The sequence below is a fragment of the Herbidospora cretacea genome (assembly GCF_001570605.1).
GTDB classification, from domain to species: Bacteria; Actinomycetota; Actinomycetes; order Streptosporangiales; family Streptosporangiaceae; genus Herbidospora; species Herbidospora cretacea.
Window position 1 is genome coordinate 47,320 of record NZ_BBXG01000017.1, and the last position, 23,122, is coordinate 70,441.

The 23,122-nt window shown below is 72.6% G+C and carries 22 protein-coding genes; 9 read left to right on the plus strand and 13 right to left on the minus strand.

The features are described 5' to 3' along the window. Positions 1-2: 2 nt before the first annotated feature. The 5 genes from AW270_RS27810 to AW270_RS27830 are packed head-to-tail and all read left to right on the plus strand — an operon-like array spanning position 3 to position 3,599. Complete coding sequence (locus AW270_RS27810; RefSeq protein ID WP_061299051.1) at positions 3-437, plus strand: SRPBCC family protein; 435 nt, start codon at positions 3-5, stop codon at positions 435-437. Continuing rightward, positions 434-1,582, plus strand: coding sequence for an ArsA family ATPase (locus AW270_RS27815; RefSeq protein ID WP_061299052.1), 1,149 nt, complete (start codon positions 434-436; stop codon positions 1,580-1,582). The genes AW270_RS27810 and AW270_RS27815 overlap by 4 nt, the downstream gene beginning before the upstream one ends. Further along, a complete protein-coding gene (locus AW270_RS27820; RefSeq protein ID WP_061299053.1) occupies positions 1,579-1,998 on the plus strand; it encodes a DUF5304 family protein in 420 nt (139 codons plus the stop codon). The genes AW270_RS27815 and AW270_RS27820 overlap by 4 nt, the downstream gene beginning before the upstream one ends. A 21-nt stretch (positions 1,999-2,019) precedes the next feature. Then, positions 2,020-2,964 carry an ROK family glucokinase gene (locus AW270_RS27825; protein WP_061299054.1) on the plus strand — a complete coding sequence of 315 codons (945 nt, stop codon included), beginning with the start codon at positions 2,020-2,022 and terminating at the stop codon, positions 2,962-2,964. Positions 2,965-3,023: 59 nt separating this feature from the next. Beyond that, entirely contained in the window at positions 3,024-3,599 is a 576-nt protein-coding gene (locus tag AW270_RS27830; RefSeq protein WP_061299055.1) for an endonuclease/exonuclease/phosphatase family protein, read from the plus strand. Here AW270_RS27830 and AW270_RS27835 read toward each other — a convergent pair. Both AW270_RS27835 and AW270_RS39115 read right to left on the minus strand, forming a co-directional pair. Beyond that, positions 3,563-5,674 carry a bifunctional polysaccharide deacetylase/glycosyltransferase family 2 protein gene (locus AW270_RS27835; RefSeq protein ID WP_061299056.1) on the minus strand — a complete coding sequence of 704 codons (2,112 nt, stop codon included), beginning with the start codon at positions 5,672-5,674 and terminating at the stop codon, positions 3,563-3,565. The genes AW270_RS27830 and AW270_RS27835 overlap by 37 nt on opposite strands. A 161-nt stretch (positions 5,675-5,835) precedes the next feature. Next, positions 5,836-6,402 carry a hypothetical protein gene (locus tag AW270_RS39115; protein ID WP_157522741.1) on the minus strand — a complete coding sequence of 189 codons (567 nt, stop codon included), beginning with the start codon at positions 6,400-6,402 and terminating at the stop codon, positions 5,836-5,838. A 547-nt stretch (positions 6,403-6,949) separates the two neighbouring features. Between AW270_RS39115 and AW270_RS27845 the strand changes: the two genes are divergently transcribed. Beyond that, a complete protein-coding gene (locus tag AW270_RS27845) occupies positions 6,950-8,083 on the plus strand; it encodes a hypothetical protein (RefSeq protein ID WP_061299058.1) in 1,134 nt (377 codons plus the stop codon). Here AW270_RS27845 and AW270_RS27850 read toward each other — a convergent pair. Both AW270_RS27850 and AW270_RS27855 read right to left on the minus strand, forming a co-directional pair. After that, the gene (locus AW270_RS27850) at positions 8,080-8,538 is read right to left on the minus strand and encodes a prepilin peptidase (RefSeq protein WP_061299059.1); all 459 of its coding nucleotides are present in this window, start codon (positions 8,536-8,538) and stop codon (positions 8,080-8,082) included. The genes AW270_RS27845 and AW270_RS27850 overlap by 4 nt on opposite strands. A gap of 12 nt (positions 8,539-8,550) precedes the next feature. Then, the gene (locus AW270_RS27855) at positions 8,551-9,315 is read right to left on the minus strand and encodes an alpha/beta hydrolase (RefSeq protein WP_061299060.1); all 765 of its coding nucleotides are present in this window, start codon (positions 9,313-9,315) and stop codon (positions 8,551-8,553) included. A 124-nt stretch (positions 9,316-9,439) separates the two neighbouring features. Between AW270_RS27855 and AW270_RS27860 the strand changes: the two genes are divergently transcribed. After that, positions 9,440-10,147, plus strand: coding sequence for a lysophospholipid acyltransferase family protein (locus AW270_RS27860; protein WP_061299061.1), 708 nt, complete (start codon positions 9,440-9,442; stop codon positions 10,145-10,147). A gap of 51 nt (positions 10,148-10,198) precedes the next feature. Here AW270_RS27860 and AW270_RS27865 read toward each other — a convergent pair whose 3' ends face one another. After that, a complete protein-coding gene (locus AW270_RS27865) occupies positions 10,199-12,547 on the minus strand; it encodes a VIT domain-containing protein (protein ID WP_061299062.1) in 2,349 nt (782 codons plus the stop codon). After that, positions 12,544-13,443 (minus strand): helix-turn-helix domain-containing protein, encoded by a 900-nt coding sequence (locus AW270_RS38075; RefSeq protein ID WP_061299063.1) that lies wholly within the window; start codon positions 13,441-13,443, stop codon positions 12,544-12,546. Before AW270_RS38075 ends, AW270_RS27865 begins: the two co-directional genes overlap by 4 nt. Before the next feature lie 107 nt (positions 13,444-13,550). Here AW270_RS38075 and AW270_RS27875 point away from each other — a divergent pair, with 107 nt between their 5' ends. Then, a complete protein-coding gene (locus AW270_RS27875; protein WP_061299064.1) occupies positions 13,551-14,018 on the plus strand; it encodes a Dps family protein in 468 nt (155 codons plus the stop codon). A 131-nt stretch (positions 14,019-14,149) separates the two neighbouring features. Here AW270_RS27875 and AW270_RS27880 read toward each other — a convergent pair whose 3' ends face one another. Together AW270_RS27880 and AW270_RS27885 are read right to left on the minus strand one after the other, a co-directional pair. Next, positions 14,150-14,428, minus strand: a complete 279-nt coding sequence (locus AW270_RS27880; RefSeq protein ID WP_061299065.1) for a hypothetical protein — start codon at positions 14,426-14,428, stop codon at positions 14,150-14,152. Positions 14,429-14,454: 26 nt separating this feature from the next. Next, positions 14,455-17,277, minus strand: coding sequence for a KAP family P-loop NTPase fold protein (locus AW270_RS27885; protein ID WP_061299066.1), 2,823 nt, complete (start codon positions 17,275-17,277; stop codon positions 14,455-14,457). A 152-nt stretch (positions 17,278-17,429) separates the two neighbouring features. On the opposite strand from AW270_RS27885, the gene AW270_RS27890 reads away from it, so the two are divergent. Next, positions 17,430-18,410 carry an alkaline phosphatase PhoX gene (locus tag AW270_RS27890; RefSeq protein WP_218009366.1) on the plus strand — a complete coding sequence of 327 codons (981 nt, stop codon included), beginning with the start codon at positions 17,430-17,432 and terminating at the stop codon, positions 18,408-18,410. Positions 18,411-18,492: 82 nt separating this feature from the next. Here AW270_RS27890 and AW270_RS27895 read toward each other — a convergent pair whose 3' ends face one another. The 5 genes from AW270_RS27895 to AW270_RS27915 are packed head-to-tail and all read right to left on the minus strand — an operon-like array spanning position 18,493 to position 23,046. Beyond that, complete coding sequence (locus tag AW270_RS27895) at positions 18,493-19,284, minus strand: ABC transporter ATP-binding protein (RefSeq protein ID WP_082801887.1); 792 nt, start codon at positions 19,282-19,284, stop codon at positions 18,493-18,495. After that, positions 19,271-20,266, minus strand: coding sequence for a taurine ABC transporter substrate-binding protein (locus AW270_RS27900; RefSeq protein ID WP_061299069.1), 996 nt, complete (start codon positions 20,264-20,266; stop codon positions 19,271-19,273). Before AW270_RS27900 ends, AW270_RS27895 begins: the two co-directional genes overlap by 14 nt. An 11-nt stretch (positions 20,267-20,277) precedes the next feature. After that, on the minus strand, positions 20,278-21,039 hold the full coding sequence (locus tag AW270_RS27905; RefSeq protein ID WP_061299070.1) for an ABC transporter permease: 762 nt from the start codon (positions 21,037-21,039) through the stop codon (positions 20,278-20,280). A gap of 9 nt (positions 21,040-21,048) precedes the next feature. Then, positions 21,049-22,113 (minus strand): LLM class flavin-dependent oxidoreductase, encoded by a 1,065-nt coding sequence (locus AW270_RS27910; protein ID WP_061299071.1) that lies wholly within the window; start codon positions 22,111-22,113, stop codon positions 21,049-21,051. An 18-nt stretch (positions 22,114-22,131) separates the two neighbouring features. Further along, positions 22,132-23,046 (minus strand): bifunctional helix-turn-helix transcriptional regulator/GNAT family N-acetyltransferase, encoded by a 915-nt coding sequence (locus AW270_RS27915; protein ID WP_061299072.1) that lies wholly within the window; start codon positions 23,044-23,046, stop codon positions 22,132-22,134. Positions 23,047-23,122 lie beyond the last annotated feature (76 nt).

Below are 23,122 nucleotides of genomic sequence, written 5' to 3' on the forward strand. Positions count from 1 at the left end.
CCATGGCTGATCGCACCACGTCGAGCATCGGGATCGCCGCGAGCCGGCCGACGATCCTGGCCGTCATCGCCGACTTCCCCTCCTACCCGGAGTGGGCCGGGCAGGTGAAGTCGGCGCAGGTCCTCTCGACCGGCGACGACGGGCTCCCGGCGACCGTCCGGTTCGTCCTCGACGCGGGCGTCATCAGCGACGACTACGTGCTCGCCTACACCTGGACCGACGAGCTGGTGAGCTGGCGGATCGCGCAGGCCGGGAAGATGGTGTCCGGCCTCGACGGCAGCTACCGCCTGGCCGAGAAGGGCGCCTCCACCGAGGTCACCTACGAGCTCGCCGTCGACCTCAAGGTCCCCATGATCGGCATGATCAAGCGCAAGGCCGAGAAGGTCATCATCGACACGGCCCTCAAGGGGCTGAAGAAGCGCGTCGAGAAGGCATGAGGACTCTCCTCTTCACGGGTAAGGGCGGCGTCGGCAAGACGACCGCCGCCGCGGCGACCGCGACGCTGGCCGCCCGGCAGGGGCTCAAGACCCTCGTCGTGTCGACCGACACGGCCCACTCGCTGGCCGACGCGCTCGCGGTCGCGCCCTCCGGCGAGCCCGCCGAGGTGACCCGCGGCCTCTACCTCCAGCAGGTCGACACGCAGAAGTCGATGGAGCGCCACTGGGGCGACCTGCAGGACTACGCGCGCGGCCTGTTCACCGAGCTCGGCCTCGACGCCATCACCTCCGAAGAGGTGACCGTGCTGCCCGGGGCCGAGGAGATCATCGCCCTGCTGGAACTGCGCGAGCAGGCCCGCACCGGCCGCTGGGACGTCATCGTCGTCGACTGCGCCCCCACCGCCGAGACCCTGCGCCTGCTGGCGCTCCCCGAGGCGCTCGACTGGCACGTGACCCGCCTGCTGCCGATCGGCCGCCGCGTGATGCGCGCGGTCGCCCCGGTCATCCGCGCGGTCGCCAAGGTCAGCGCGCCGGAAGAGGGCGTGGTCAACGCGGGGGAGCGGCTCCACAAGGGCCTGATGGAGGTCCGCGCGCTGCTCACGGGGGACGAGGCGTCGGTCCGGCTCGTGCTCACCCCCGAGGCGGTGGTGGTCGCCGAGGCCCGGCGCACCCTCACCTCTCTTTCCCTGTACGGATACCGCGTCGACGCCGTCATCGCCAACCGCGTCTTCCCCGGCGAGGGGGCCGACCCGTGGCGGGCCAGATGGGTCGAGGCGCAGGCGCGCCAGATGGAGACCGTCCACGAGTCGTTCGAGCCGCTGCCGATCCTGCGGGTGCCCTACCTGCCGGAGGAGCCGGTCGGGGTCGACGCGCTGGCCGAGGTCGCCGACGCGCTCTACGACGGGGTCGACGCCTTCGCCGCCCCGCCGGCCGAGCCGCCGCTGGTCTTCGGCCCGAACGAGGTCGTGCTGAGGCTGCCGCTGGCCGGGAAGGACGACATCGACCTGGCCCGCAAGGCCGACGAGCTGATCATCACCGCCGGGCCCTACCGCCGCGTCATCGCGCTGCCCGCCGCGCTGGCCCGCAGGGAGGTCGCCCAGGCGGCGCTCCGCGACGGCCACCTCCGGGTACGGTTCGAGATATGACGGAAAGCAACGAACGTCCCGACCCCTTCGGCTCGGCCGCCGACGAGGCGTTGAAGCTGCTCGACGCGTTGCAGCAGCGGGTGGGCCGAGAGCTCGGCAAGGGTTTCGTGAAGGGCGCCTTCTCCGGGGTGGCCGGAGCGACCCAGCGGCCCCGCACGACTTCCCCCTCTCCGGATGTGTGGAGCGAGGCCGTTTCAGGGCATGATCACGAGGAGTACATCTGCCGGGCTTGCCCGGTCTGCCGGGTGATCGCGGCCCGCCGGGACACCGGCGGCGACGTGAGTGACCACCTGATGGCGGCGGGAAGCGAGCTGCTCGCGGCCTTCCGGCAGGCGGTCGACTCCCTGCAACGCCCGCCGTCCCCGCAGGGACCGGGCGGCTCGAACCCGAAGGTAGAACACATCGATCTGGGCTGATCCGGACGGGAGACACACGACATGGCGCTGACCATCGGTATCGACATCGGCGGCACCAAGGTCGCGGCGGGCGTCGTCGACGCCCACGGGCTGATCGTCGAGAGTCTCCTCAAGCCGACCCCGGCCGACAACCCGGCCAAGGTGGCCGAGACCGTGGCCGAGGCGATCAAGGAACTGGCCGACAGCTACGAGGTCGAGGCGGTCGGTGTCGGCGCGGCCGGGTTCATCGACGAGACCCGCAGCGTCGTCCGCTTCGCCCCCAACCTGGCCTGGCGCGAGGAGCCCCTCCAGCGCCGCCTCACCGAGATGACCGGCCTGCCCATCGTGGTGGAGAACGACGCCAACGCGATGGCCTGGGGCGAGTTCCGCTTCGGCGCCGGCCGGGGCGAGAGCCACCTCATCGCCGTCACCGTCGGCACCGGCATCGGCGGCGGCCTCATCCTCGGCGGCTCCGTCTACCGGGGCCGCTGGGGCATGGGCGGCGAGCTCGGCCACATGCAGACCGTCCCCGGCGGGGTGAAGTGCGGCTGCGGCAACCTCGGCTGCTGGGAGCAGTACGCCAGCGGCAACGCCCTGGTCCGCGACGCGAAGCGGATGGCCGCCGAAGACCCCGAGCGCGCCGCCACGCTGCTCAAGCTGGCCGGCGGCACCCCCGAGAGCATCGAGGGCCGCGAGGTCACCGACGCCGGGCGGGCCGGCGACCCGGTCGCCCTGGAGGCCTTCGCCACCATGGCGCAGTGGATCGGGCAGGGGCTCGCCGACCTGGCGTCCATCCTCGACCCGGGCTGCTTCATCCTCGGCGGCGGCGTCTCCAACGCGGCCGACCTCTGGCTCGACCAGGCCCGCGAGGCCTTCGCCCAACGCCTGACCGGCCGCGGCCACCGCCCGGTCGCCGACGTGCGGCTGGCCGAGCTCGGCGCGTCCGCGGGCGTGGTCGGCGCGGCGGATCTGGCCCGGCTGCCCTGATCCGGGTCGCCACCTACAACCTCCACGGCCTGCGTGACTCCAGCCCCGCGCTGGCGCGGGTGGTCCGCGCGCTGGCCGTGGACGTGCTGTGCGCGCAGGAGCGGGGTCTCGGGCAGGTGTTCTCCCGGCTGACCGGGCTGGAGCAGGTGTGCTCCGCCCGGCTGTCGGGGGTGGCGGTGCTGGTCCGGCCCGGGGTGCGGGTCCTGCACGCCGAGCACCACCGGCTGCGCTGGTTCCCCGGCCTCGAACGGCGCTCGGTCGCGCTCGCCGTGGTCGAGGCCGAGGGGCTGCGGCTCGCGGTCGCGTCGTTCCACCTCGACCTGCACGCCGGGGCGCGGCTGGCGCACGCCGTCGAGATCGTGCGGCGGGTGGAGACCATGTCCGCGGCGTTCGACGCGCCGCCGGTGCTCGCGGGCGACCTGAACGAACTGCCGCAGGCGGCGGCGTGGCGGCACCTGGCCGCGCGGTACGCCGAAGGCGGTGACGGCCCGACGTTCGCCGGGAAGCGCATCGACGCGATCTTCACCGGGCCCGGCCTGGAAGCGCTGCCCCGGGGCGTGGCCGGGGCCGGGGAGGACGACCTGGCGGCGGCCTCGGATCACCGGCCCGTGGTGGCCGACATGCGCCCAGTCTGATCCGCCGTCTGATCCGCCGGCTCCTCTTCGTTGAACGTGCCCTCCCGGCGGATGCCGTGCCAGCGCAGCCGCACGCCCAGCAGCGCCGTCGCCAGCGAGTGGATGACCACCAGGTACATCAGCTGGCGGTAGACGAACTGCTGGAGCGGCAGGATCCACAGCGCCGAGGCGCGTTCGCCGTCGAGGAGCAGGGCGTACCAGCCGATCACCATCTGCACCAGCACGAAACCGGCCCACACCGCGACGACCGGCAGCGGGTCGCCCACCGCCATGCTGTATACCGCCATGAGGTCGACGACGGGCGCCAGCAGGGGCAGCAGCACGTGGAACAGGGTCAGGTAGCCGAGGCAGCGGCGGCCGAACGGGTTGCGCTCGAACACGGCGCGCCGGTGCTTCCACATCGCCTGCATGGTGCCGTAGCACCAGCGGTAGCGCTGCTTCCAGAGCTGGCCGAGCGACCCGGGCGCCTCGGTCCAGGCGACCGCGTTCTCCTCGTAGACCACCCGCCATCCGGCCCGGCACAGCGCCATCGTCAGGTCGGTGTCCTCGGCCAGCGTGTCGGCGCTGACCCCGCCGAGCGCCACCAGCGCCGAACGGCGGAACGCCCCGATCGCGCCGGGCACGGTGGCCATGCAGTCGAGCAGTTCGAAGGCGCGGCGGTCGAGGTTGAAGCCGATGACGTACTCGATGTGCTGCCAGCGGCCGATCGCGCCGCGCCGGTTGCCGACCTTGGTGTTGCCGCTCACCGCGCCGACCGCCGGGTCGGCCAGCCGCCGGACGAGACGGCCGATCGTCGCGGGTTCGAACACGGTGTCGCCGTCGACCATGACGAGCAGCTCGTGGGAGGCCTGCGCGATGCCGGTGTTGAGCGCGGCCGACTTGCCGCCGTTGGGGCGGCGGATCACCCGCACGCACGGGAACCCGAGCGAGGCCGCCAGGTCGGCGGTGCCGTCGGCCGAGCCGTCGTCGACGACGAGGACCTCCAGCTCGCCCCGGTAGGCGGTGGCGACCAGGGAGCGGATCGTCGCCTGGATCCCCGCCGCCTCGTTGTAGGCGGGCACGATCACGGTCACCGGCGGAGGGCCGGACCATCCGGGCGCCTGGCTCCCGCGCCTTCGGCCGCCTCTCGTGCGGTGGGCGTGCACCCCGGCGAGCACCATGAAGAAGCCGAACCGGCCCAGGGTGAGCGCCCCGGCGGTGAACAGCGCCCATCGCAGCACGTCGGTGAAGGTCTCCGAGGCGCGCTGGGCCAGATTCAGCGCGGCGCCGGAGAAGCGGTCGACGCCGCCGGCCGGCCGGTGGGCCGACGGCATGCCGATCGCCTGGGTGACCGTGACGGCCCGGTAGCCCTTGCCCTTGAGGTTCTCCAGGACGAGATCGACGGCCTCGACGGTCTGCCGCCGGTCGCCGCCGGAGTCGTGCATCATCACCACGGCGCCCTCGCCCTTCGCGGGAAGGGAGGCCGCCACGATCTTCCCGGCGCCGGGGCGGCTCCAGTCCTTCGCGTCGAGGTCGGTCAGCACGATCAGGTGTCCCTCGGCCGCCAGTTCCCGCATGCTCGCCCACTGGAGCGTCGTGGTCGCCCAGGTCGGTGAGGAGTAGGGCGGGCGGGCCAGCGTCGTGTGCAGGCCGGTCGCCCCCGCCAGCGCCCGCTGCGTCAGCGACGACTCCAGCCGGAGCCGCCATCCGGGGACGGCCGTCAGGTCGGCGTGGGAGTAGGTGTGGTTGCCCAGCTCGTGGCCTTCGGCGACGATGCGCCGGGTCAGCTCGGGGTGCTTGGCCACCCTCGACCCGACCACGAAGAAGGTCGCCTTGGCGCCGTGTTCCGCCAGCACGTCGAGCACCCGGGGAGTCCACGTGGGGTCGGGGCCGTCGTCGAAGGTGAGCGCGACGGTCCGGTCGGGCAGGCGCGCGCTGGTGGGCCGGTCTCCGGTGAGGTTGACGACGGGGCCGCCGCGCCGGATCTCCTCCAGTTCGGGGATGGGGAAGTCGGCGGCGGGCGGGCCCGGCTCCGTCTCGCCGACGACGTTGGTCACGTAGCCGTTGAGCGTCAGCGCGGAGGCGATGAGCAGCATGCCGACGGCGAACAGGAACCAGTGTCCCCGGGGTGCGGGCGGGCCGCCGGTGGCCGTCTCGGGTCTGGTCTTCGGTGGGCGTCTGCGGGGTGAGCGGCCCCTGGGGGGCGGTCGCGTGGCGCTCTGAGACGGAGGGCGTCGGCGGCCGGATCCGGTCGGGGTCATCGAACGGGCCGGTCCCCGTTCGCGGCCGGGGCCGTGGGGCCGACCGTCGAGCCGCCCGTGGGGCCGCCCGTGGGGCCGCCCGTGGTACTGCCGGTGGGGCCCGTCGTGGGCCGGCCGGAGGGGGCGTCCGGGGGCTCGGTGGTGGGGACGGTCGTGAGGCTGGTCGTCGGTTCGGCGGTGGGGCTGGGGGAGTGCTCCGGCCGCCGTCTGGGGGCCTGGCTCTTCACGGGCCGAGGGCGGTGGGAGGGGCGCGCCGACGGCGAGGCCGGGCGGGCGGTGCTGACGGCCGGGTGGATCGCCGCACGTGTCCTGGAGGGCGACGGCCGCTCGGGCCGGGGCTTGCGGGCGGGGCTGGGTGAGGCGATGTCGGCCGGCCCGGCCTGCCGCTCGCCGGGCCACCCGTGCACCGAGAGCCCGGTGTCGGAGAACAGGCCGCCGATCACGACCGCGAGCAGCGCCACGAGCGGGATGCTCGACCCGATCGAGACCATCGTGATCAACCGGCGGCGGCGGCCGCTCTGGTCGACGAAGACGGCCGGTGGGGGATAGCGCTCTTGAGACACGCGTAAATGATAGTGAAAGGGCTGACGCGCGAGTGACCGGTTTCATTCGCGGCAAGGTTGCGAATTCAGATCATTCGGGTGCCGGTCTCGAAGCGGCGGATACCGGACAGTATTCCTGATTCGCTTATGGTGTGGAACGGGCGTATCGGGCCAGGTCAGATCCTGTTCTCTTGGTGTACGGGGCACATTTTTCCCGGAGAATGACAATGGTGTCGGGATTTGTCGTATTAATTCGGAAAGACTAATCCGCTTCCACCCGGAAAGGTGATCCGGCGTCGCGGCGCGGGGGATGAGCGGCCGGTCGGCGCCGGGTGCGGGGAGGCCGCCGGGCGGCGGGTGGGGTCAGGGTGGGCGGAGCCGTGACGGAAGGAAGCTTTGAGGATCTTCCGGGTGTCTCGGTCTTGCCCGAATACCGGTGCGGACCTGGCCGAATCCGGGGTTTGGGGTCGGAGATCTAAGGGTGGATGGGCCGCCGGAGAGGCGGTCTTGACTGGGGGAATTCCGTCCTATCGCCCGCGGGGGGCGTGCCTCCCCGTACGATTTGTTCATGCCCCGCCGCTTGATGCGGTGTGCGGTGCCGTTGTGTGTGTTCATCGCCGGTCTGACGGCCGGTCAGTTCCCGCTCGCACCATCGCTCGCGCACGTGTCCACCGCCTCCGCCTGGTCCGCGACCGTTCCCGAAGAGGTCGTGCGGCAGGCCTCGTCGGCGCGTCTCGGCCAGGACGCCGCGCTCGCCGACGTCAGCGGCGTGTCCGACACGGCGGTCTGGGCCGTCGGGCAGATCGGGCTGTGGGACGTCTGGCGCAACCGCGGCATCGTCACCCGCTGGAACGGCGCCACCTGGACCGAGGTGCCCACGCGCGGCGACGCCACCGGGGCCGGGCCGCTGCGGTCGGTCAGCGCGGTCTCCGACAACGAGGTCTGGGTGGTCGGCGACGGCCACGACGGCGTGCCCTACGTCGGGCGGGGCGGTGGCGGCGGCATCGACCGCGTCGTGGTCCCGCAGGTCAGGGCAGGCGACTGGCTGCGCTCGGTGGCGGCCGAGCCGGGCAGGGCGGCGATCGTCGGCAGCCGCGGCGGGCGCGCCCTCATCGTGACGAGCGGGTCCTCCTGGAAGGTCCACGAAGGCCCCGACGGCGTGCTCCACGGCGTCGACCTGCGCGGCAAGGACGGCTGGGCCGTCGGCAACAACGGCGACGAACCGCTGGTCATGCGGCTGTCGGGCGGCTCGTGGAAGCCGGTCGACCTGCCCGACGTCAAGGGCGGCTACCTGCGCGACGTGCACATCACCAGCGCCAAGCGGGCGGTCGCGGTCGGCGGCGTCTTCACCGCCGACGGCACCACGCTCCCGCTGATCCTGCGCTGGGACGGCCGGAAGTGGCTGCGCGAGGCGCTGCCCGACGGCGACGCCGAACTCTACGGCGTGACCGGCGACGGCCACGGCGGCTACTGGGCGTCGGGCTACGACGCCGAGCGCCCCAGCGAGGCCTTCCTGCTCCGCTACACCGACAAGAAGTGGAAGCCCCTGCGCGGCGAGGCCGGCGGCGGCGACCGGTCGGTGAGGCTCCAGTCGGTGGTCCGCACCGACGGCCTGACGATGGCCGTCGGCCACGTGCTCGCCGACGACCACTACACCGACCTGGTCGAAACCTTCGGCCCCGCCGAGGCGCCGGTCCGCTAGATCACCGCTCCGTCGTCCCACCCCGAGTCGTTCGGGGGGCCGTCGCCCATGCGGACGACCAGCGCCACGAACCCCCCGATGAAGCAGGCGACCGCGGTGAAGACGATCCACGGGTCCATCGGCAGTTTCAGCATCGCGGCCAGCAGCAGATAGGCCGGGCCGCCGAACAGGGCGGTCCAGGCGACCCGGGTCACCAGGTCGGCCTTGGGCAGGGGCGGGGGAGGCGGCGGGACGTAGTGACCGCCGTCGTCGTCCTCGGCCGGTTCCTCGGAGGAGTCGCCGGACTCGTCGCGGGGCTCGGCCGGCTCGTCGTCGGCTTTGGGCGGGGGCTCTTCGCCCTTCGGGACGTTCTCCCGGTCGGGCCATGGCTGATCGGCCGGATCGGCTCCGGCTGACTCGTTGAAAGAGGCGACGATCTGACGCCAGACCTCGTCCTCGTCACTCTGCGGCGTCACATCGATCCCAGGTCACATGTCTTTGGTCAAGGGTACAGAGGCGTGCGCGCGGACGAAGTCGAGGCTCCCCGAGAAGATGAGCGGGGCGTCGTTGTCGAGCGTCGCCACGTGGTAGCTGTTCACGCACTCCCGGATTTCCAGGTTCCCTCCCATTCTGTCGCGCAGGAAGGCCACACTGGCCGCTTTGACCACATGATCTTCCGGGCTTCGGTAGACGAGCACCGGCTGACGGATCTTCGCCAGTTCCGATTGGGTGAGCCGCCAGAGTTTGGGCAGCGTCGCCGCCGCCTTCACTGGAGTCCTCGTGTACGCCAACTCCGTCGCCCCCGCCTTCTTGATGTCGTTGGCCACCCCCGCGACCGAGGGCAGCACCCACTTGAGCACGGGCGCGAAATTGAGCGCCGGGTTGTCGTTGACCACCGACGGGTTCACCAGCACCAGCCCCCGCACCGCGGCGCCGTGGACCTCGGCCAGCCGCAGGCCCATGCAGCCGCCCATGGACAGGCCCATCACGAACACATCCGCGCACTTGGACTTCAGCACGGTGAAGGCCCGATCTATTTCGGCGTACCAGTCCTCCCAGCGGGTGCGGTTCATTTCCTGCCAGGTGGTTCCATGCCCCGGCAATCGGGGCAGTGAGACCGTCAGCCCGGCCTCCGCGAGGTGTTCACCCCAGGGGCGCAGCGACTGCGGCGTCCCCGTGAAGCCGTGGCAGAGCAGCACCCCGACCGGTCCGCCCTCGTGGTGGTAGGGCTCCGCGCCCGGCAACAACGGCATGGCACCTCCCGATGGGAAATATGCCCGATAGTCGCACGTTGAGCCGTAGTCGTGCGAGGGGACCCGGCGTGGCAAGATGACACGAACAGATGGCACAGGCATTGCCGAGAGAAGGAGCCCCCGCGTGTTCTACTGGGTGGTCAAGGCCATCCTCTGGCCCTTCCTCCACACCGTGTTCCGCCCTTGGGCCGAGGGCGTGGACAATGTGCCCAAGGAGGGTCCCGTCATCCTGGCCGGCAACCACCTGTCGTTCGCCGACCACTTCTTCGGGGCGCTGTTCCTCCCCCGCAAGGTCATCTCCCTCGGCAAGTCCGACTACTTCACCGGTTCCGGCCTGAAGGGCCTGCTCAGCCGCGCCTTCTTCTCCGGCGTCGGGACCGTCCCCATCGACCGTTCGGGCGGCAAGGCCAGCGAGGCCGCCCTCACGACCGGCCTGCGGGTGCTGGGCGAGGGCAACGTCCTGGGCATCTACCCCGAGGGCACCCGCTCGCCCGACGGCCGCCTCTACAAGGGCAAGACCGGCGTGGCCCGGCTCGCCCTCGAGTCGAAGGCGCCGGTCATCCCCTGGGCGATGGTCAACACCTTCGAGATGATGCCTCCCGGGCGGCTGATCCCGAAGTTCGGCATCCGCCCCGGCGTCCGCTACGGCAAGCCGCTCGACTTCTCGCGCTACTACGGGATGGAGAACGACTTCCACGTGCTGCGGGCCGTCACCGACGAGATCATGTACGCGCTCATGGAACTCTCCGGTCAGGAATACGTCGACAAGTACGCGGCCAGCGCCAAGGTGGAGATGATCCGCGCCGCCAAGGCGGCCAAAGCCGACAACTGATCTACAACGTAAAGGGCCCGAGCTCGTCCGAGCTCGGGCCCTTCTCCGTGATCAGCGCTTCCAGAAGGGCTTCGGCTCCGGTACGCCGCCCGTCAGCCGCCGCAGCAGTTCCTCGGTCTTGGCCCACATCCGGGCCAGGTCGAAGTCGGGCCGCTCGGCCCATTCGAGCTCGCTGGCCAGCGCGGACAGCTCGTGCTGCCCGCCGACCATGTGGGCCGCCACCCTCAGGCGGCTGGCCAGGTCGGCCAGGTAGCGGCGGCGCTCGTCGTCGGGCCGCCCCTTCGCCTCGGCGAGCCGGGTGAGCTCGGCCTGGAGCAGCGGGACGATCCCGCTCATGTCGGTCTGCGGGGCCTGCTCGCGGCCGGGGTGGGGCATCATCCGGTCGGGCTGCCCGCCGCCTCCGAAGGCCCGGCGCAGCCTTCCCGCGACCTTCGGCGCCGACCCCGGGGCGGGCATCGGCGGGGCCATCGGGGCAGGCATCGGCGCGCCCGGGGCCGGAGGCGGGGCGAACGCGAAGGAGGCCTGGGCCATCATCGGCATCGCGCCTCCGGCGGTCAGGTGGAGCGGCGCGGCCGTGTCCCAGCCCGCCGGGGTCTCGACCGGCTGGATCACCTGGTAGACGGGCGGGCCGTCGCCGACCACGCGGGCGTCGACCGCCACGAACGCGGTGAAGCGGCAGAGCACCCCGAACGCCAGCGACGTCTCGACGATGCGCTTCTCCAGGGCGTGCTCGCCGATCGTGTACCTGTCCTCCAGCCGCCGCAGCTCTGCGCGGGCCCAGATCGCCCGGACGGCCGGATTTCCGCTCTCCCGCGCGGTGACGGTCTGCGACCAGGGGGCCGCCGCCTGGCCGCGTACCGAGATCGAGGCCTTCTCCGACGCCGCGCGGTAGCGGCCGTGGGCGGTGAGCGGGACGCCCGGGAACAGCGAGCCCACGTGGGTGACGCTGTCGTCGGCGATGGTCAGGCCCTCGGCGTGGAGGGTCAGGTCGGTGACGAGGGGCGCGCCGATGCGGCGGTGGATGTGCTCCATCGCGGCGTCGAGCCGGTCCTCCGACTCGACGAGCTCGCACCGGCCGCCTCCCAGCAGCGCCAGGCGGCCCAGGAAACCGGCGTTGACCGCCTGGTCGATGCCGACCGTGTGGACCCGCACGTCGCCGGTGAGCCGGCCGCCGAGGCGTTCGATGATCTGGTCCTCGTTGCCGACCTGGCCGTCGGTGACCATGACCAGCACCCGGTCGCGCCCGGGGTCGGTCAGCAGGCCCAGCGCCGTCTCCAGCGGCTGGAGCATCTCGGTGCCGCCCCGGGCCTCCAGGCGGGCCAGGTGCTCGATCGCGCGGTAGCGGGTGCGGTCGGTCGCCTCGGCCAGGCCGGGGAACGGGTGCTCGACGACGTGGTCGAACGAGAGCACCGCGAACCGGTCGTCCGTGGTGAGGGTGTCGACGATCCGGGCGGCGGCCCGGCGGGCGGCGACCATCTTCCAGCCCGACATGCTGCCCGACCGGTCGAGCAGCAGCACCACGTCGCGGGGCGAGCGCCGGCTCTCCATCTCCGGCGGCAGCACGGTGAGCGCGAACGTGCCCTCCTCGCCCTCGGCGTCGGGGGTGAGCGTCAGGGAGGTCGAGGCGGCGAACCTGAACCGGAGGATGAAGTCGCGGTCGAGCCGCTCACCGGGCCGGACCGTGAGGGTGCCGCCCTCGCGGTCGACGTCGTGGAGGCTGCTCTGGATCTCGGTGATGTCCAGCCCGGCCGGGTCGAGCGTCGCGCTCAGCCCGAGCCTCACCCGGCTGGGGAACCCCGGCAGCAGCACCGGTGGCGTGATCCGCGACGCGTCGGGCACGGCGTCGGTGTCGGCCTCGACGCCCGCCCCGGCGGGCGCGCCGTCGATCGGGCTGCCCGGGATGTAGCGAGGGGCCACGACCAGCGGGAACCGGAACTCGGCCGCGCCGTCCTCGTAGGGGAGGGGCTGGCTGAGGTCGAGGTGGACGGTCACCCGCTCGCCCGGCACGATGTTGCCGACCCTGATGGCGAAGACGTCGTGCCGGTCCTCCTCGGCGATGGCGGCCCGTCGGCCCTCCTGGAGGGCCTGCGTGTAGTCGGCCCGCGCCTGGCCGCGCTCCTTCAGCACGCCCTCGACGACGTGACCGTCGGCCTCCATCCGGAAGGCGGTGACGGCGGCGCGCGGCGGCAGCGGGAAGACGTAGGTCGCCTCAAGGGTCACGTCGTGGGGGTTGCGGAACCCCTGCGTGACCTTGACCTCGGCGCTGAGCGCCACGATGCCGGCCCGGACGTCGACCGACTCCAGCGGCAGGTTGCCCTTCTCGGTCTCCAGGGCCCCGAATCCCGCGTCGGGAACCGGCTGCACCTCGTCCGGCCTGATCGGCGTGATGGGAACGGTCATGATGGCATCCCTTCGGAGAGACCGAGGTCGGTCAGGAGATCGATCAGAGGCCGCGCGGCCCTGGCCACAGCCGCCCGTTCGTCGTCGCTCAACGGGCGCGTGAGCAGCAGCGCCGCCGCGGGGGTCAGGCTGACGCCGTGAAAGGCGAGAGGGAAGGCCGGTGGCGGCGTGGGAACAGGACCCGAATCGGGGCCGGACTCAGGGCTGGATCCAGGGACATAGTTGGAATCAAGGCCGGGCGCGGGACTGGAACCAGGGCCACGCGCATGGCCGGACACAGGGTCTGGCAGAGGGGCGGGGGCGTGGTCGGAAGCCCAGCCGGGTGCGGGGCTCGAATCAGGGCGCGGCGCAGGGCCGGACGCGGGGCTGGAAACAGGGCCAGGCACACGGTCGGGTGGTGCGGTCGCTGCGCCGGGTTGTGCGGCGGTCGCGGGGCGGTCGGCCCAGAATCTGGGCCGTGGTTCGGCCGGGTCCGGCCTGCGGTCGCGGGCCGGCCCTTTCTCGGGTGCTGAGTCCCGCGGACCGGTTCCGGCCGGGGTGGGGCGTCCGGCGGTCTGGCGTGAGCTGACGGCGTCGGGGGTGGTGGGGAGCGTTGCGCCGGCCAGTTCGGCCAGGCGGGTGTTGGTCGCGCCGACGAGTTCGCCCTGGATGGCGGCGATGGAGACGCCTTCGGCCTGGCGGCGTTTGACCGCGACCAGTTGCAGCAGGTGGCGGCGGCCGTAGAGGGCGATGCGGCCGCGGCGGGCGAGCGGGGGGTCGAGGAGGCCGATCGTCGTGTAGTAGCGGATCAGGCGTTCGTTCGGCACATCTCTGACCCGGCCGTTGGCGGGCGCCAGCCCGGCGAGCGCGGTGGTGGCGCGCTCGGCCAGTTCGGCGATGGTCCAGGTCTCGTCCATGCCTCAACAGTGACACTGTCACGATGACACTGTCAACTAGGGAATATGGGCGATTCGTCCACTGTTAGGCGCAATAGACCGACTTTGTGGGAGGGAGATCCGCTTTCATGGCTTCGATCACCAGCCTTCTGAGCGCGGAGGACAAGAAGGTCACAGCGGAGGCGCTGCAGGGGTCGCTCGTCGACCTGCTGGACCTGTCGTTGCTCGGCAAGCAGGCCCATTGGAACATCATCGGGCGCTCGTTCCGGTCGCTGCACCTGCACCTGGACGAGATCGTCAGCCTGGCGCGGGACAGCGCCGACAGCGTGGCGGAACGCGCCGTCGCCGTGGGGCTGAACCCCGACGGCCGGGCCCGCACGCTCGCCGAGCACACGCACCTGCACCAGCTGGAACCGGGTTACATCGAGGACGGCAAGGTCATCGCGGCGATGACCGACATCCTGGAGTCGATCGTGCGGCGCATGCGCGAGCGCATCGAGATGACGGAGAAGAGCGACATCCTCACCCAGGACCTCCTGATCGGCATCACCCGGGAGCTGGAGAAGCAGCACTGGATGATTCAGGCCCAGCGCTGACCCCCCGAACCTGAACGGCCGCCGTTCCTGATCACGTGATTGGCTGGATCCCTTTCAGGAGCGGCGGCGCCAACCTGGGTCACCGGGAACCGGTGCCGCAGCCTCGCCTGGGCTGCGGCACCGGTGTTTTCTCACGCTTCGAGAGAGGCCACCAGGTCGGGGGCGTCGGCCGGGGCGAAGATGGGCTGCAGGACGAACATCCAGCCAGGCCGCAGCGCCTCGAGCTCGTGGACGTAGTCCCACGCCGCCCGCGCCGCCATCGGGCCCACGACGACGCTGTCGCAGTCCTCCTCGCCCTCGTCGCGGACGGTCACCTCGATCACCCACTGGGACGACCAGTCGGCCGACATGGACGCGAAGGAGTCGTCGGCGTCGTCGGCGTCGGCGTGCAGGGGATAGATGAGCGCCATTTCGGTAGCGTACCGCGACGAATCGGTTACAACAGGCGTCTCGCCAGGTCGGTCACCGAGGGCGGGGCTGCCAGCAGCACCCGCAGCGGATCCCATTTCGGCCCCGGCTCCAGACCCGCCGACACCAGCTCCTCGTGCCAGGAGGCGGCGTCGCCGGAGGCCTCCTCCAGACGCCCGAGCACCGCGCCGCCGGACAGGCGGGACAGCAGGTGGGGCCAGCGGACCGTCAGCGCCGCGAGCTTGGCGACCTCGGCGTCGGAGGCGGCCCGCTCCCCGGCCAGGCGCTGGCGGTAGGTGACGAAGGAGTAGAACCGGAAGACGTTCACGTAGCGCTTGAGCTCGCGCGGGTTCGACGCCGCCAGGACCGGGAGCGCGCCGCGGATCGCCCGGTAGGCGTTCTCGTCGCTGTAGAGGTCGTCGAACACCCGGTCGGCGGCCAGGCGGGTCTCCGCCCACAGGTGGCCGAGCGCCGAGGTCTCGCCCTCGGCCACCGCGAAGGTGTCCTGGGCGGCGCGGGCGGCGTCGTCGAGGGTGTCGACCCGTGCGCCGGAGCCGCGGATCGCCCGTTCGATGCGGGCCACCATCGCCAGGTCGACCGACGGCCGGGCGGGGGCGGCGACCGGGGCGGAGCGCTGGGCCGGGATGTCCATCAGGGCGCGCACGTAGTCGGGCAGGCGCGCGTCCTCGTCGAGCAGGGGCACCCGCAGCGGGAGCTGGACGATCTTCTCCAGGAACCGCCACCCCAGGTCCTCGCGCAGGTGGGCGGGCATGCTCTCGGCCAGGTCGCGGTAGGCCACCTCGACGTGCGCGGCCACCACCTCGGGCTCCATGGCCAGCACGAACACGCAGTTGGGGAACTCCCCGGCCAGGAACAGGTTGATCGCCTCGATCACCTGGGCGACCGCGCCCGAGGAGCAGCGGTCGAGGTCGTCCACGAAGACCACCAGGGGGCGCTCCGAGGTGGCGACCAGATCGAGCACGTGTCTCATGTCGGTCTGGACGAGATGCAGGAAGCCCGTCCGCGCGCCGTAGCCGGGCCCGTCCCCGCTGAGAGGGTCGGGGGCCCGGACCAGGGAGGCGAAGGCCGACTCGGCCGACTCGGTGAGGAAGCGCGCCAGGCGTACCGAGGCGGCGAAGACGGCGGCCACCGCGCCACCGGAGGCGAGCGCTCCGGCCGTGCCGGACAGGAAGGGCAGCAGGGGCGAGGCCAGCAGGGACGCGCCCGACAGCAGCAGCGTCAGAACCAGCCCCAGCAGGACCGGGCCGACCCGCATGAGCGCCAGGTGGTAGGCGCGGCGGCGGACCGCCTCGCGGTCGACGCGGGCCAGGTTGAGCCGCAGCCAGAAGCGCTCGCGCTCGGCGCGGGGGAGGCGGTCGGTGATCTGGGTGATGATCTCGTGGGCGAGCCCGGCCCAGACCTGCTCGTCGTTCTGGTACATCCACGGGTTGAACCAGACCGTCGGCCGCCAGCTCCCCGAGGCCGACTCGACCGGGGCCGGCTCGCCGTCGGCCGCCTTGGCGGCGGCCCGGACCTCGGCGTTGGTGACGCCTTCCGCGCCGCGCCCGCCCGGCCACAGCCGGGCCATCAACCGGATGACCCGCGACGGCGGCCGGGCCGGGAGCGAGCGGGGGAGCCGCAGCTCACGGGCGTGCCCGATCGACGCGCCGGGGTCGAGCTGCTCCTGGATCATCCGCATCAGCGAGGTCTTGCCGGTGCCCCACGGCCCCTTGACCCCGATCGTGAGCGGCGGGCGGGTCTCGGCGTGCCGGATGAACGCGGCGATGGCCTCCGCGTAGACGCCGTGGCCGAGGTGGTCGTCGACGGTCCACCGGTCGGGGGTCAGCCGGGCCCTGGGCCGGGTCGCCTTGCGCCGGGCCCGCCAGCGGCGCAGCGCGCCCGGCAGGGCGGCCTTCTCCTCCGCGTCGAGCCGGGCCCGGCCGAAGTCGGTCACGGCCGGGTGGCTGAAAGGTTCACCGAGAAGGCCCCACTCGGCGAGTTCGGTGCGGGCCGCGCGGGCCCCGCCGAGCACCTCGGCCACCTCACCGGTCAGCCGCTCGCCCTCGGCCAGCAGGCTGCCCCGCCGCAGCAGCAGCTGCGCCTGCGGCGACAGGTGCTCGTCGTAGATCCGCGCCACCGCCTGCTCGGCCGACTTCGGCCGGGGCCCGCCCAGCATCGCGGCGGCCCGTTCGAAGACCGTGGGCAGCGTGCCCGGCACGGTGCCGCGCACCGCCACCGCCACGTCGAGCGCCTCCGGCGAGGTCAGCAGGTGGGGCAGGAACTCGGCGTGCTCGCCGAAGACGGCCAGGGCGTGGGCCAGCAGGTCGGCGACCGAGACCACGCCGTCGCCGCCGAGGTCGGCGTCGAAGGTCAGCAGCCCCTCGGCGACCACCTCGGTCAGCGAGGGCGCGCCGGGCCGGACCTCCGCGCCGACGGCCAGCCCCGTGGTCAGCGCGGCGGCGACGACGCCGGGCGGGGTGAGCAGGGCGCTGACGGTCTGCTCGTCGGGGGAGGCGCTGCCGATCCACCCGAAGTCGACGATCATCAGCACCGCCGAGGCGGTCGACTCCCCGGCGGAGCTCCCGAACCGCTTCACCAGCGCCGCGAAGTCGGCCCCCGACCAGGTCGCCGTCGACGGCCACCGCACCAGCAGCAGGTCGCCGGGCCGGCCGGACCCGAGGAACTCGGTCAGCCGCTCGTGGTCGCGGCGGCCGGCCTGGCAGGTCTCCACGGCATAGCCGGACGATCTGAGGGCACTCGCCAGCCGCCGGGCCGGTGGATCCTGGTCCAGGAACACGAGAGCGCGGCGCGAGGTGACCGAAGGGGCGATCACGTCGGGAGAGAGGGGCATGGCCGACCACTTTAGAAATGGTCCAGGTCCCCGCCGCCCGTGGTTTGGGCAAAGTTTTAGCCTCAGACCCGCGCCGATTCCCCGTAAGTTCACGTCGCTCGGTTCGACTGTCCCCGCCTGCCGCGCGTAGCGTGAATCGTGAGGGAGGTCCGATGGCTGCCGGTTCGGGGAGGTTCGCGGCGCGGATGAGAACACCTGCTGATCCGGCGATCGAGCTGGCCGAGGGCTTCACCAGCCGCGTGGTCGGCCGCACCGGCGAACGGGTCGGCGGGGTGACCTGGCACCAGGCCCCCGACGACGGCGCCTGCTTCGCCGACGGCGACGGCTGGATCTACGTGTCCAACTCCGAGATCCCGCTGCTCGGCGGGGTGTCCGCGCTGAAGTTCGGCCCCGACGGGTCGATCCGCAGCGGCTACCGCATCCTGTCGGGCACCGACAGCAACCGCGCCGGGGGCGCGACGTCGTGGAACACGTGGCTGTCGTGCGAGGACAGCAGCCGCGGCCGGGTCTTCGAATGCGACCCCTACGGCCACTTCGCCGCCATGCCCCGCCTGGCCATGGGCCTGTTCCGGCACGAGAGCGCCGTCTGCGACGAGACCGGCCAGGTGGTCTACCTGACCGAGGACCACCCCGAGGGCTGCCTCTACCGGTTCCGCCCCGTCGACTGGCGCGACCTGACGACGGGCGTGCTGGAGGTCATGGTCGGCGACGGCCCGGGGAAGGTGACGTGGTCACGCGTCCCCAACCCGGCGGCGACCGACGCGCCCACCCGCGACCAGGTCGAGGGCGCGGTGCGCTTCCAGCGGGCCGGGCGCTGCTCGACGTCGGGCGGCTTCTGCCACTTCTCGACCGACGACGACCGGGTGTGGTCCTACGACCCGTCGGCGGGCGAGCTCGCGGTCCTCTACGGGGCCGATCCGAGGCTGCTGGCCGGTGCGGGCGACCTGTTCGTCACCCGCGACGGCGAGATCGACATCATCGACGACGACGGCGCGGTCACCCCGCTGCTGCGCGTCGGCGGCCCGGAGAAGTCCATCGCGGGCCTGGCCTTCTCCCCCGACGGCGAACGCCTCTACTTCTCCTCCCGAACGGGAGGCGTCACCTACGAGGTGACGGGCCCCTTCAAGGGCTGATCACCCACACGAGCTGCCCGCCGCCCCGGCCGCCGGCCGCGCCGACCGCGGACGGCGACCCGGGATCGCTGACGTGTGCTCCTCAGGACGCCACTCCGGCGCGGGCCGAGGCGGCGTCCCGGATGGCGGCCTCGACCTTGTCCCGCAGGCCCTCGCTCACCCGCGCGTCGAGCGTGATCCGCCCGGGAGGGCCGGCCAGCGCGATCACCCGGGTGCCCAAAGTGGTCGCCTCGGTGACGTCGTGGGTGATGAACAGGACCGTGACCCCGGTGCTGCGCCACAGCTCCCGGATCTCCTCCTGCATCCGCTCGCGGGTGAAGGCGTCGAGGGCGCCGAAGGGCTCGTCCATCAGCAGCACCTTCGGCCGGGGCGCCAGCGCCCGCGCGATGGCGGCCCGCTGGCGCATCCCGCCCGACAACTCGTAGGGCTTCAGTTTGGCCGCGCCCTCCAGGCCGGTCATCGCCAGGAGCTCGGCCACCCGGGCGGCCCGTTCGGCGCGGGCCAGCCGGCGCAGGCCGAACCCGATGTTCCCGGCGACGGAGAGCCACGGGAACAGCCGTGGCTGCTGGAACACCACGCCCCGCGAGGGGCCGGGCCCGGTCACCGGCGTCCCGTCGGCCAGCACCGTCCCGGCCGTGGGCGGGGCGAAACCCGCCACCAGGCTCAGCAGGGTGCTCTTGCCGCAGCCGGAGGGCCCGACGACCGTCAGGAACTCCCCGGCGGGGAGGGCCAGGTCGACCGGCCCGAGCGCCGGGCGGTCGCGGTAGACCCGCGTCACCGCCCGCAGCTCGATCGCCGGCGCGCTGGAAAGCGCCGGACCGGAGGCGGGCACATCCGCGCCGGGCTCGTCACCCCGCCGATCAGGGGAGGGCATCGGTCAGCAGGCCCTTCTGGAAGACCGTCAGCTCCGGCACCGCGTCGAGCTGTTTCTGGCCGACCAGGAACTCCGCCGCGCTGCGGAGGTTCTCCGCGAGCTTGCCCGGGGCGCCGGCGGTGCCCAGGTACTCGGGGGAGCGCTGCTCGGTGGCGTCCAGGAGCACGAGCTGGCCCATCTGGCGGGCCGCCTCGGCCGGGTCGAGGTTGAGCTGGCGGCCGACGGCCGCGGCGGCGGCGGGCGGGTCGCTGCGGGTCAGCTTGACCGCGCGGTCCTGCTGCTTGATCCACTCGGCCAGGATGTCGGGGTGCCGGGTGGCGAACTCGGTGCGGACCACGGCCAGGTCGGCGGTCAGCTTGCCCTTGGCGGCCAGCTCGCGGCTGGTGGCCAGGACGCCGCCGTCCTTCTGCAGCTCGGCCAGGACCGGCGTCCACACGTAGGCGGCGTCGATGTCGCCCCGGGTCCAGGCGGCCTGGATGTCCGGCGGCTCCAGGTCGATGACCTTGGCGTCGGTGACGCCGGCCTCGGCCAGGACGGCCAGGAGGCTGTAGTGGGCGGTCGAGGAGAAGGGGGTGGCGATCGTCTTCCCGGCCAGCCCGGCGACCGAGGTGATCTCCTTCTTGGCCACCAGCGCCTCGTTGTCGCCGATCACGTCGAAGATCCACGGCACCCGGTAGGGGATGTTCAGCGGCGCGGACAGGCCACGGGTGACCGGCGAGCTCCCGGCCAGGCCGATGTCGATCGCCCCCGCGATCATGGCCGTGTTCACGTCGCCGCCGGAGTCGAACTTGCTCCAGGTGATCTCGGTGCCGGGCAGGGCTGTCTCCAGCCACTTCTGGTCCTTGACGATCAGGTCGCCGTTGGGGATGAGCTGGTAGCCGATGCGCAGGACCGTCTTCTTCTCACCCGGCGCCTCAGCCGGGGAGGAGCAGGCGGTGGCCGCGGTGGCCAGCACCAGCAGCGCCGCGATGACGCGTTTCATGGGGGGCTCCTTCAGATGTGACGGCCGCGCCAGGGCACGAGCCGCCGGTCGAGCGTTTGCAGCAGGTAGTCGATGAGCAGCCCGGACAGGCCGATCACGATGATCCCCAGCACCACCACGTCGGTCTGGTTGTAGCGCTGGGCGTCGCGCACCATCCCGCCGATGCCGGGCACGCCGTTGACGGTCTCGGCGGCGACGACGGTCGTGTACGCCACCCCGACCGCCACCCGCACCCCGGTGACGATCTCCGGCAGCGCGCTGGGCAGCACCACGCGGTAGGGGATCTCCCACGGGCGCGCCCCGAGGGAGCGGGCGGCGTTCAGGTAGTCCTCGTGGACGCCCCTGACCGCGTCGGCGGTCGCGACGGCCACGGGAGGCAGTGCGGCGAGCAGCAGCAGCCACACCTTCGGCTCCTCGCCGATCCCGAACCAGATGACGAGGAGACTCAGGTAGGCCAGCGGGGGCAGCGTCCGGACGAACGTCACCAGCGGGTTGAGCAGCGTGCGCAGCACCGGCACGACCCCGATGAGCAGACCGAGCACGACGCCGCCGCTGATGCCGTAGAGGCAGCCGAGGACGATCCGGCGCAGGCTGGCCAGCAGGTGACCGGCCAGCGTGTGGCCGCTGTATCCCTCGGAGGAGGTGCGCAGGAGCTGGTCCCAGACGGCCAGCGGTTCGGGCACGAACACCGGCGGCCAGATCTTCAGCCAGGCCACCACCTGCCAGACGGCGAGCAGGAAGAGCACGGCCCCCAGGCGCAGGGCGAGGTTCATGTCAGAGGGTCATTTCAGCAGCGGCAGCAGGAACTCGCCGGCCCGGATCGACTCCTCCAGGTGCGGCCAGCCGGAGAGGATGAACTCCTCCAGCCCGAGCGCGGCGTATTCGCGGATCTTCTGGGCCACCTCGGCGTACGACCCCACCAGGGCGGTCCCGGCGCCCTCGCGGACCAGGCCGACACCGGCCCACAGGCCGGGGGAGATCTCCAGGTCGTCGGCGCTGCCGCCGTGGAGACCGGCCATGCGGGCCTGGCCGACGGAGTCCATCCGGGCGAAGCGGGCCTGGGCGGCGGCGATCCGGTCGGGGTCCATGCCCGAGAGCAGGTGGCGGGCGTAGGCCCAGGCCTCCTCGGAGGTGTCGCGGGCGATGACGTGGAGGCGGATGCCGTAGCGCAGGGTGCGGCCGGTCTCGGCGGTCAGCTTGCGCATGCGCTCCAGGCGCTCGGCGATCATCGCCGGGGGCTCGCCCCACATGAGGTAGACGTCGGCGTGCTCGGCCGCGACGCGCTCGGCCGCCGGGGACGCGCCGCCGAAGTAGATCTCCGGCGGGTCGGCCAGCGGGGTGGCCAGGCCGGCGTTCTCGACCCGGTAGTGGTCGCCGGTGAAGGAGAAGGGCACGCCCTCCCAGGTCCGGCGCAGGACGTGGAGGTATTCGGCGGTCCGGGCGTAGCGCTCGTCGTGGTTCAGGAAGTCGCCGTAGGCGCGCTGCTCGGCGGGGTCGCCGCCGGTCACCACGTTGAGCCGGAGCCGCCCGCCGCTGATCTGCTGGAAGGCCTCGGCCTGCTGGGCGAGCAGGGTCGGCAGGGTGAAGCCGGGCCGGAAGGCGACCAGGATGCCGAGCCGGTCGGTCCGGGCCGCCACGGCCGCGCAGGTGACGAGCGGGTCGGGGCAGCCCAGGCCGACCGGGGTCAGCGCGGCCTCGAAGCCGGCCTCTTCGGCGGCGAGGGCCACTTGGGTCAGGTATCGGAGCGTGGGCTGCCGGACCGGCGCCGCGCCTCCCGCGACCGTCGTGGTCGCGGGACGCACGTAGTGGCCGTCGCCCGAGGTCGGGAGGAACCAGTGGAACCGCATGCCCCGGATCCTATTCCGCTAATTCCTATCAGTAAAGCCGGAAATATCGCGCTCCCAGATCTCGTCCACGAACCCGTCGGCCTGCTCGGTCCCGGTGACCTCGAAACCGGCCGCCTGGTAGATCCGCCGGGCGGAGGTCAGCACGTCCCGCGTCCACAGCCGGATGCGCGTGTACCCGGCGTCGGCGGCGAAGCGCAGGCACTCCTCGACCAGGCGCGCGCCCACCCCGCGCCCGCGCGCCCAGGGCTCGACCAGCAGCAGCCGCAGCTGCGCCGTCCCCTCGTCGTTGCCGCGCACGCAGAGCACGCAGCCCGCCGGGCGTCCGTCGACCTCGGCGATCCACCCGGCCTGCCCGGGATCGTCGCGGTGGTCGAGGAAGTCGGCGCAGATCCGGGCGACCAGCGCCTCGAACTCGGCCCCCCAGCCCTGTTCGCGGACGTAGATCGCCGCGTGCCGCTGGACCACCCAGCCGAGGTCGCCGGGGCGGGGCGCCCGGATGACCACGGTGTCGCTCCGGGGCGCGCCGCCGAGGATCTCCCGGATGGCGGTCATGCTCGCCAGCAGGCGCGACAGGTCCGCGCCGTCGATCAGCGCGGCGACCTGCGCCGCCGACTTCCGGTCGAGATCCGTGTACGTCGCCCGCCCCGCCCCCGTCAGGGAGACGACCTGCCGCCGGGCGTCGTGGCCGGCCCGCTCCCGGGTCACCATCCCGTCGGTCTCCAGCCGGGTCAGCACGCGGCTGAGGTAGCCCGCGTCGATGCCGAGCGGGCGGCGGATCTCGCCGGTCTCCAGCGGGCCGGGGGCCTGGCCCAGTTCGTACAGGACCCTGGCCTCGGTCAGTGAATAGGGGGAGTCGTGCATGCCCGGACCGAGCACGCCGATGACCTCGGTGTAGAAGCGGTTGAACGCCCGGACCTCCGCGACCGCATCCATTGCTCTCCTCAAGTAAACCGTTGACTCAGGCAACGATAATGCGGATGCGCTAGGGTTCCAACCCCGCCCGCCTTGC

What these genes read in the sequence shown, in the direction of transcription:
- AW270_RS27865 (WP_061299062.1), bottom strand. Translation starts at nt 12,547, where the DNA reads ATGACCGTTCCCATCACGCCGATCAGGCCGGACGAGGTGCAGCCGGTT.
- AW270_RS27895 (WP_082801887.1), bottom strand. Translation starts at nt 19,284, where the DNA reads ATGCCCTCCCCTGATCGGCGGGGTGACGAGCCCGGCGCGGATGTGCCC.
- AW270_RS27820 (WP_061299053.1), top strand. Translation starts at nt 1,579, where the DNA reads ATGACGGAAAGCAACGAACGTCCCGACCCCTTCGGCTCGGCCGCCGAC.
- AW270_RS27875 (WP_061299064.1), top strand. Translation starts at nt 13,551, where the DNA reads ATGGCTTCGATCACCAGCCTTCTGAGCGCGGAGGACAAGAAGGTCACA.
- AW270_RS27835 (WP_061299056.1), bottom strand. Translation starts at nt 5,674, where the DNA reads ATGCTGCTCATCGCCTCCGCGCTGACGCTCAACGGCTACGTGACCAAC.
- AW270_RS38075 (WP_061299063.1), bottom strand. Translation starts at nt 13,443, where the DNA reads ATGGACGAGACCTGGACCATCGCCGAACTGGCCGAGCGCGCCACCACC.
- AW270_RS27810 (WP_061299051.1), top strand. Translation starts at nt 3, where the DNA reads ATGGCTGATCGCACCACGTCGAGCATCGGGATCGCCGCGAGCCGGCCG.
- AW270_RS27905 (WP_061299070.1), bottom strand. Translation starts at nt 21,039, where the DNA reads ATGAACCTCGCCCTGCGCCTGGGGGCCGTGCTCTTCCTGCTCGCCGTC.
- AW270_RS27825 (WP_061299054.1), top strand. Translation starts at nt 2,020, where the DNA reads ATGGCGCTGACCATCGGTATCGACATCGGCGGCACCAAGGTCGCGGCG.
- AW270_RS27900 (WP_061299069.1), bottom strand. Translation starts at nt 20,266, where the DNA reads ATGAAACGCGTCATCGCGGCGCTGCTGGTGCTGGCCACCGCGGCCACC.
- AW270_RS27910 (WP_061299071.1), bottom strand. Translation starts at nt 22,113, where the DNA reads ATGCGGTTCCACTGGTTCCTCCCGACCTCGGGCGACGGCCACTACGTG.
- AW270_RS27855 (WP_061299060.1), bottom strand. Translation starts at nt 9,315, where the DNA reads ATGCCGTTGTTGCCGGGCGCGGAGCCCTACCACCACGAGGGCGGACCG.
- AW270_RS27815 (WP_061299052.1), top strand. Translation starts at nt 434, where the DNA reads ATGAGGACTCTCCTCTTCACGGGTAAGGGCGGCGTCGGCAAGACGACC.
- AW270_RS27885 (WP_061299066.1), bottom strand. Translation starts at nt 17,277, where the DNA reads ATGCCCCTCTCTCCCGACGTGATCGCCCCTTCGGTCACCTCGCGCCGC.
- AW270_RS27915 (WP_061299072.1), bottom strand. Translation starts at nt 23,046, where the DNA reads ATGGATGCGGTCGCGGAGGTCCGGGCGTTCAACCGCTTCTACACCGAG.
- AW270_RS27890 (WP_218009366.1), top strand. Translation starts at nt 17,430, where the DNA reads ATGGCTGCCGGTTCGGGGAGGTTCGCGGCGCGGATGAGAACACCTGCT.
- AW270_RS27845 (WP_061299058.1), top strand. Translation starts at nt 6,950, where the DNA reads ATGCCCCGCCGCTTGATGCGGTGTGCGGTGCCGTTGTGTGTGTTCATC.
- AW270_RS27880 (WP_061299065.1), bottom strand. Translation starts at nt 14,428, where the DNA reads ATGGCGCTCATCTATCCCCTGCACGCCGACGCCGACGACGCCGACGAC.